General features: G+C 56.9%; 5 protein-coding genes and 1 pseudogene. 1 reads left to right on the top strand and 5 read right to left on the bottom strand.

The features are described from left to right. Positions 1-52 precede the first annotated feature (52 nt). A pseudogene (locus tag ABJL60_RS11025) lies at positions 53-1,336 on the top strand (IS3 family transposase). A 373-nt stretch (positions 1,337-1,709) separates the two neighbouring features. Here the strand turns inward: ABJL60_RS11025 and ABJL60_RS11020 are convergent. The 5 genes from ABJL60_RS11020 to ABJL60_RS11000 all read right to left on the bottom strand — a co-directional run bounded on the left by ABJL60_RS11020 (position 1,710) and on the right by ABJL60_RS11000 (position 7,316). Continuing rightward, positions 1,710-2,240, bottom strand: coding sequence for a hypothetical protein (locus ABJL60_RS11020; RefSeq protein WP_348374360.1), 531 nt, complete (start codon positions 2,238-2,240; stop codon positions 1,710-1,712). Between the two features lie 91 nt (positions 2,241-2,331). Next, entirely contained in the window at positions 2,332-3,591 is a 1,260-nt protein-coding gene (locus ABJL60_RS11015) for a Hint domain-containing protein (RefSeq protein WP_348374359.1), read from the bottom strand. Between the two features lie 143 nt (positions 3,592-3,734). Then, positions 3,735-4,949, bottom strand: coding sequence for a Hint domain-containing protein (locus ABJL60_RS11010; RefSeq protein ID WP_348287915.1), 1,215 nt, complete (start codon positions 4,947-4,949; stop codon positions 3,735-3,737). Positions 4,950-5,321: 372 nt separating this feature from the next. After that, on the bottom strand, positions 5,322-6,374 hold the full coding sequence (locus ABJL60_RS11005) for an iron ABC transporter permease (protein ID WP_348287913.1): 1,053 nt from the start codon (positions 6,372-6,374) through the stop codon (positions 5,322-5,324). A 6-nt stretch (positions 6,375-6,380) separates the two neighbouring features. Further along, positions 6,381-7,316, bottom strand: a complete 936-nt coding sequence (locus ABJL60_RS11000) for an ABC transporter substrate-binding protein (RefSeq protein ID WP_348287911.1) — start codon at positions 7,314-7,316, stop codon at positions 6,381-6,383. Between the last annotated feature and the right edge of the window lie 3 nt (positions 7,317-7,319).

Genomic DNA, 7,319 nt, shown 5'->3' with positions numbered 1-7,319 from the left:
TGAACTATGCCCCGCCCGGCAGGGTTATGCGAAGCATGATCCCGAGAGGGGACTGAAACGGACGGACGAATTCCGGCAAGATGCGGTGCGTATCGCGCTGACAAGTGGGCTTACGCGCAAGCAGGTGGCTAACGATCTGGGTGTCGGCATGTCGACGCTCAACAAATGGATTACGGCGCACAGAGATACTGATGTGGTTTCGAAAGAAGATATGGACCTTGCCAAAGAGAATGACCGGCTTCGGCGCGAGATACTGTTACCTGACAGCACATGCTTGCATGTGTGAGAGGGCGCATTCTCAAGGAGGAGCGGGAAGTGTTAAAAAAGGCCACGGTGGTCTTTGCGAGCCAAAAACCGTGAGGTTTAAGTTCATTGAAGAACACCGAACAACGTTTTCCATCAATCTGATGTGCCGAGTTATGGCCGTCAGCCCGCGCGGTTTGCGGGCGCATCGCAGTCGCCCCGTTAGCCGCAGACAGCGCTCTGATATGGTCACGCTGGCGCATATCAAAGAACAGTCTCGTCTCAGCCTGGGCAGCTACGGCAGGCCGCGCATGACTGAAGAGCTGAAAGAGATCGGCCTGGACGTTGGCCGTCGCCGTGTGGGCCGCCCCCTCTCGGCAGATTTGGCTTTGCCAATTCGCCTGCCGGGCAACGGATGCGCCAGAACGGCATATCTGTCATCAGAACCCGCAAACACAAGGTCACCACGGACAGTGATCACCAGTTCAACATCGCCCCAAACCTGCTGGATCGGGACTTCAAAGCTGATGCGCCAAATCAGAAGTGGGCTGGTGACATCAGCTATGTCTGGACGCGTGAGGGATGGCTGTATCTGGCCGTGATCCTCGACCTGCATTCAAGGCGCGTGATTGGCTGGGCGGTCTCGAACCGGATGAAACGGGACCTCGCGATCCGGGCGTTGAACATGGCCATCGCGTTCCGTCAGCCGCCAAAGGGCTGCATCCACCATACCGACAGGGGCAGCCAATATTGTTCCCACGATTATCAGAAGATCCTGCGCCAACATGGGTTCAAGGCGTCCCCTCTCACACATGTAAACATGTGCTGCCGGGCAGTGCATGAGTGGAAAGGGCAATTGTTACGACAACGCCGCCGTTGAGACGTTCTTCAAAACCCCTTCTCGGGACATTGCTACGCAATACCCTGCCAGGCAGCGATCAAAGCAGAACTGATCTGGCGGCATCCTTGGGAAACAAGACGGAAAGCTGAGATGGCCATCTTCGAATACATCAACGGCTTCTACAATCCGCGCCGCCGTCATTCAGCACTGGGCTGGAAAAGCCCTGTCGCCTTCGAACGAAAGGTGGCTTAAACGAGCACTTGGGGCGACACGAAACCGCGACAGGTCCAACATTCATGCATCGCGCAGCATAGGTCAAAGTGGGCTCTAACCCGCCGTTAGCCGCATCGCCGCAATCCTGTTGAACGGTCTCGATTTGATCGACACGAACGGCCCAAACCGGACCTTGGACCCGCGGTCGAGATGCTGCGGTCGCAACTCGCATTGCCGCCATTCGACGTCGAACCTTTGCTGATGCAGCATTTGCTCACTGGAGGTGTGATTATGGCTGCAAGACGTGCTGTATTCTTGCTATCCTAAACACCCAGTTCAGGAGGCGTTTTTGATCTTCCAGGGATGTCATGGGACCCGCATCGGCGTAATTTGCGACAAACCCCTCGTTGATCTATCGCCACATCTTGACTGTCTCTGTCTCAATAAAATTGGGTTCAGTTGCCGTTCCAGACTTCACTTGCGCGGCCAGGCAAGAGGCGGAACATCCTGCGACTTCAAAGTTGACCTGAGGAACACCGAAACCAATCGTCCTGAGAAAGTTCGCAAGGTGATGGGCGGGCACTGGAACGGCCTCCTGTTCTGGCATTAGAAGCGGATAGATCTCCGAGGCAATCAGAACACCTTTTCGCTCTGCAAGTATGGCGTGGATAGCGCTCATTGCCTGCGCAATCTCTTCAGGCCGCAGCACGTGCAATACGTTAGTCAGGAGCACAACGTTGGCTGGTATGGTCGACAAAACCTTAACGCTTGTAGAAAAAGTTACATCCGGACCTTCGTCGTGAAGTGTTTTAAGTTTCGCTCCAGTTTCCTCGTTTCGCTCGAATAAGGTCCATCGAATTCGGTCCGCGGATTGTGTCTTGCGGATTTCTTTGACGGTTCGCCCAAGACCAGCACCCCAGTCAACCACTGCAAGCGCCGTCATCCTTGAGAAGTACGTCTCAAGGAAAGTGCCTATCTGTGCGGACCCTCCCTGTAGTCCTCGCCGTTTTCATACCCCGCTGGGGCCATTGGCTCTACCGCGCACTGTTCAGCAAAGCGACGCGTTGAGCAAGGCCTGCTGGGTCGCTCAACAGGGGCTTGCGGTTCTTGGCGTGCCGCGTGATGAGTTGCTTGAGTCTCGCTCCTTTTGGCATAAGTGCGGCGCTCTGGGCGTGGGGCAGCTCCGTGCGGGCCGAGCGCGGCAAGGCCCTGAGAGCCTCCGCGCCTGAAAAGAGCGTCTCGCTCGGTGCGCCTTCGGCGAGAACCAGCTCGTGCCCCTCAACTGCCAAATGGTAGTAGCTAACGGAAGACACACGTTCGTCCACGAAAATGCCTGGCAGCCCGGTGAGCTTGACCGCAGGCGCGAGTACTTCGGCCACTCCGAACATCCGGCGTACCACGGGCGAGCGCATCAGCATGCGATGCTGGCGCGACACCCGAAGATCGCGTTGGGGAAGGCCCGCGCCAAGTGCGCCAGCGGTGATGCAGACGGGCCGCCTGCGCGGGTCACCCGCCAATTCTTCGGGGCCATAGTGCGATGCGGTGATCAGGGTGATCTGCGCCGCGCCGCCGCGTGCCAGCGTCACGCATTGGCCCAATTGAAGCGCTTCCACAGGCCGCTCGCCCTCGGGAGTGGCGATCAGCGTGCCTGCGGCAAAGCAGAGCACCGACATGGTGTTGGCGAAGAGCGTGTCAATCTCGGCAGGCGTGATCGCGGAGCTGCTTGTTGTGCTGTAATAGTCCAGCGGAATGGTCGAGTAGAAGACCGTGCCCAAGCCGACGGGAAAGGTGAAGGCGACGACGTGCGTCGAGTCGCCCGTTGTCAGAAGCGGCACGGCACCGGGGGGCAACGAAGTAATATCGACATAGCCATGGGTCGAGGAGCCGCCGCCGTCAAAGGTACTGTCGTCGATGGTGCCGCCCGGCCCGTTGGTGAAGCTCGCAGGCGCGCCCGCAGCCAGGTTGACTTCGTCATTCGCGGCATCTGCATCTCGCGTAATTGACAGGTTGAACCCCCCTGGCAGAATCGTGTTCGCATCGGCCACATAGCGGTCGAAGATAATGAGGTTCATCCCGTCGTTCACCGCAGCGGATATGTCAGCGAGATTGTCGGTGTATTCCGCGCCATAAGACGTATTACTCGAATTGAAGACATAGAGCGCGTCGATGGAGGCAAGTTGCGTGGCGTCAGGGACGGTGATGTTCACCGCCGTGTCGCCCGCGTTGGTGATCTCGTTAACCTGCGCGGCAGAGCCTTCGCCATTATCCATTTCGTAGTAGCCAACATTGGCCATAAGCTGCTCCCAATTGCATACCCCAAAGCGGGCGAGGCATTCGGAGCAAATGAAACTAGAAAAGCTAATTCTTCACGAATTTTGCCCGCAATCTGAAGCATTTTAGGTATTTTGCCAGCCAACACCGTCAGCCTTTGCTCAGCCTAAATCAAGAGCGGTTTGGCGTTCTTGGCGTGGCGGCCCACAAGGCGCTTCTGGAGCTTGTTTTCGGGAATTAAAGCAGCAGGCGACGTGCGGTGCAGGCACAGATCGGGGAAGAGCGTGATCAGCTCGTCGCGAGCCGCTTGCGGAACCGACTTGAGCGCCTCGGCTCCTGCAAAGAGCGACTCCGAAGGCGCGCCCTCGGCCCAGATGATCTCGTGCTCATCAAAGAGAATGTGAAAATACTCCACCTCGCACGTGGCCTCATCCACATAGATGCCAGGCAGTTCGGTCAGGCGGATCGCCGCGATGAGGGCCTCTTTGGTGCCGAACATGCGCTCGGACACGCGCGAGCGCACGAGCATACGGTGCTGGCGGCTGACGAGCAGATCGCGCTTGGGCAGGCCTTCGCCCAGAGCCCCCGCGCAGATGCGCACAGGGGCGAGCTTGGGGTTGCGGGCGAGTGCGCGCACGTCAACATGCGAGGCTCTGACCCAGCGCAGCGGCTTCGTGCCGCCCTTTGCCACGCAGATTTCGTCACCGGCCTGCAACGCTTCTACAGGGCGTGGGCCGTGCGCTGTCTCGATAAGCGCGCCACGGGTGAAGCACATGACAGTCTCTTGGGTGTTGCCAAACAGCGTGAAAATCTCTGTGGGCGTGATCGCGCTGCTGTTCGTACCAGTGTAAAAGTCGATTGGCATTGTCGAATAGAACACGCTGCCTGACCCGTAAGGATAGGTGAAGGCAACGATATGTGTCGGATCATTTGTGGTCAGCAAGGGCGCTGCACCGGGGGGAAGCGATGACAGCTCGACATAGCCGTGATTGGAACTGTTGCCACCGTCAAATGTGCTGTCGGTGATCGTGCCGTTGGCCCCGTTGGTGAAGCTGCTGGGCGCGCCAGCCGCCACGTCAACATTTGCGTCGTCGGTAAAGTCGCGTACCGCCGTAATGCTTGATCCTCCGGGCAAGATCGTGTCGGCGTTTGTCACAAAGCGGTCAAAAATGATCAGATTCATCCCGTTGTTCACAGCTGCGGTGATGTCGCCAAGGTTTGCCAGATATTCGGCGCCGAAGTCGCCATTGCTCGGGTTCACAACATAAAGGCTATCAAGCGAAGCAAGCTGGGCGGCATCAGGCACGGTCACGTTCACGGCGGTGTCGCCGTTGTTCGTGATCTCATCGACCTGCGATGCCTGCCCTTCGCCGGTCGTCATAGAATAGTATCCAACGGTCGCCATTGTCTCTCTCCATGCGTGATAGCGATGCCCGTGATGAAGGGGTAACATGGCGTAGATATGACCAAAACTGGGTATTGCCCTGCAGTTTCTTTGACAATTCTTAGCTGCAGGGTTTGTTTCCACGTCTCACAAAGGTCCGTATACGAATTGCAGAGGCTAGCTTACCAGGCGCCCTTGCCGCATTGTTTACAATGCACTTCGACCGCACTTTCACACACGACTCACCAAAGCGAAAATCCAACCAATCAAGGCGAATGGCGGCTTTGTCCCGCGAAGATGATCCTCGTTCATAGCGCAGCGCCGACGTAATGATCTCCGGGGGCCGAATGGCCGCATATAGGCAAGCGATCACGCGCCCATTCGTTTTCGCAGTAACCAGACAAAGAACACGCCGCCGATTAAGCCGGTAACTATTCCGATTGGCATGTCATCGGGTGCCATAACCGTCCTTGCAATGATGTCAGCCCAAACAAGAAAAACAGCACCACAAAGTGCAGAGATTGGCAGGAGGCGTTGGTAATCACCACCCACCAGCATGCGGACGATATGCGGGATCATCAGGCCGACGAAGCCTATTATGCCAGAGAACGCCACCATGACCCCTGTGATCAAAGCGCCGATTACAAAAATGGTCAGCCTGAAACGCGCCACCGGAATGCCAAGTGTCGTGGCGGTTTCATCGCCTATCGTCATCGCGTTCAGTGTACTTGATTTCAGCCATAGATATGTTCCGCACAAAAGAAGGACGACGGCCGGATACATCAATTGGTCCCATTGGGCCAAGCCAAGGCCGCCCAACATCCAAAACACCACGGTATGGGCCGCTTTCGGATCGCCAAGAAAGATCAAGACGTTCGCGGCTGACATCACGATAAAAGACACGGCCACACCCGCCAGAACCAGCCGGTCGGCGCTGGTGGCGGATGCAAATTGTGAGACCGCCAGTACAATCAATGTCGCCGCCAAAGAGCCGAGGAATGCGAACAAGGGGACAGTCAAAAGCCCAATGAACAGCCCTGTGTGTAACAGGGCCAATATCGCCCCGAAAGCTCCGCCTGCCGAAATGCCAAGCAGGTGTGGATCTGCCAGTGGGTTCCGCGTCACAGCTTGAAGGCTTGCGCCGACCATTGCGAGACCCGCGCCCACCAAACAGGCAAGGATGGCCCTTGGCAGGCGGATGTTCCAGACGATGGCCTCCCGGCCTTTGGACCAGTCTTGCGTGATCGTCTCCGGAGCAATCTTGTTAACCAGAATGCTCCAGACGGTTTCAAGCGGGACAGCCACGGCCCCGACGCTGACTGCAATCGACAACGACCCGAACAACGCCACAACACCCAAGAGGGCGATGATCCGAAGACCTCTGGCTTTTTTGGGATGCGTTTTGGTTGCAGTTTGCGTCATGCGAAATCATTCAGCCCTAAATGCGGCAGCAAGAGTTTTGACGGCCTCGATGTTGCGTGGCCCGGGGGTCGCTTCCACATATTCCAGCACCACAAACCGGTTGTTCCGTACGGCGTCAATGTCGGCAAACGCGGGATTGGACATCATGAATTCAATCTTCTGATCGGCGGTGACTTCGCCGTAGTTTACGATCACGACGATTTCGGGATTGCGATCAACCACGGCTTCCCAACCGACGGTGGCCCAGCTTTTGTCCAGATCGTTCATGATGTTGGTGCCGCCTGCAGCTTCAATCAGCGCGTTGGGCATAGCGAATTGGCCTGCGGTAAACGGCACATCTTCGCCGCTGTCATAGACAAAAACCCGCGGGGCCGTTTCCAGCGCTGGCTGATCCTCCAGAAATGCCGCCAATTCGGATTGATATCCTTCGATCAGTGTCTCGGCGCGGGTCGAGACGCCAAAGATCGCCCCCAGATTGCGCAGGTCGTTGTACATGTCATCCATAGAAGCGGCATCTTTTGGGCCAACGTGGATGCAGCTTTCGGTCAATTCATAAACCGCGATGCCAAAGGGGGCCAGCGTCTGTGGCGTAACCTCGCCGCCGACACGCATGCCATAGTTCCAACCCGCAAAGAAAAAGTCGGCATCAGCGCCGATGAGGACTTCTTTTGTGGGGTATTTAGATGACAGTTCAGGAAGCGCTTCAACGCCCATCGTCATTTTGTCGTCTAGCGTCTTCCAGCCTGAAATGCCCGTGTAACCGACCATATGGTCCTGAAGCTTAAGCGCCAGCATCATTTCTGTCAGGTTCACGTCGTTGGATATCGCGGCCTTTGGTGGTGTTGCAAATGTGACAGTGCGGCCGCAGCTTTGCACCGTGGTTTGGGCCATGGCAGTGCTTGCCAGGGAAAGGGCCATCAAAGCCGTAAATGCGAGTTTCATGTT

Source organism: Ascidiaceihabitans sp. (genome assembly GCF_039986515.1).
Classification (GTDB): Bacteria; Pseudomonadota; Alphaproteobacteria; order Rhodobacterales; family Rhodobacteraceae; genus Ascidiaceihabitans.
Note: the sequence above shows the minus strand (reverse complement) of the source record. Positions and strands in the feature narration are given on the sequence as shown.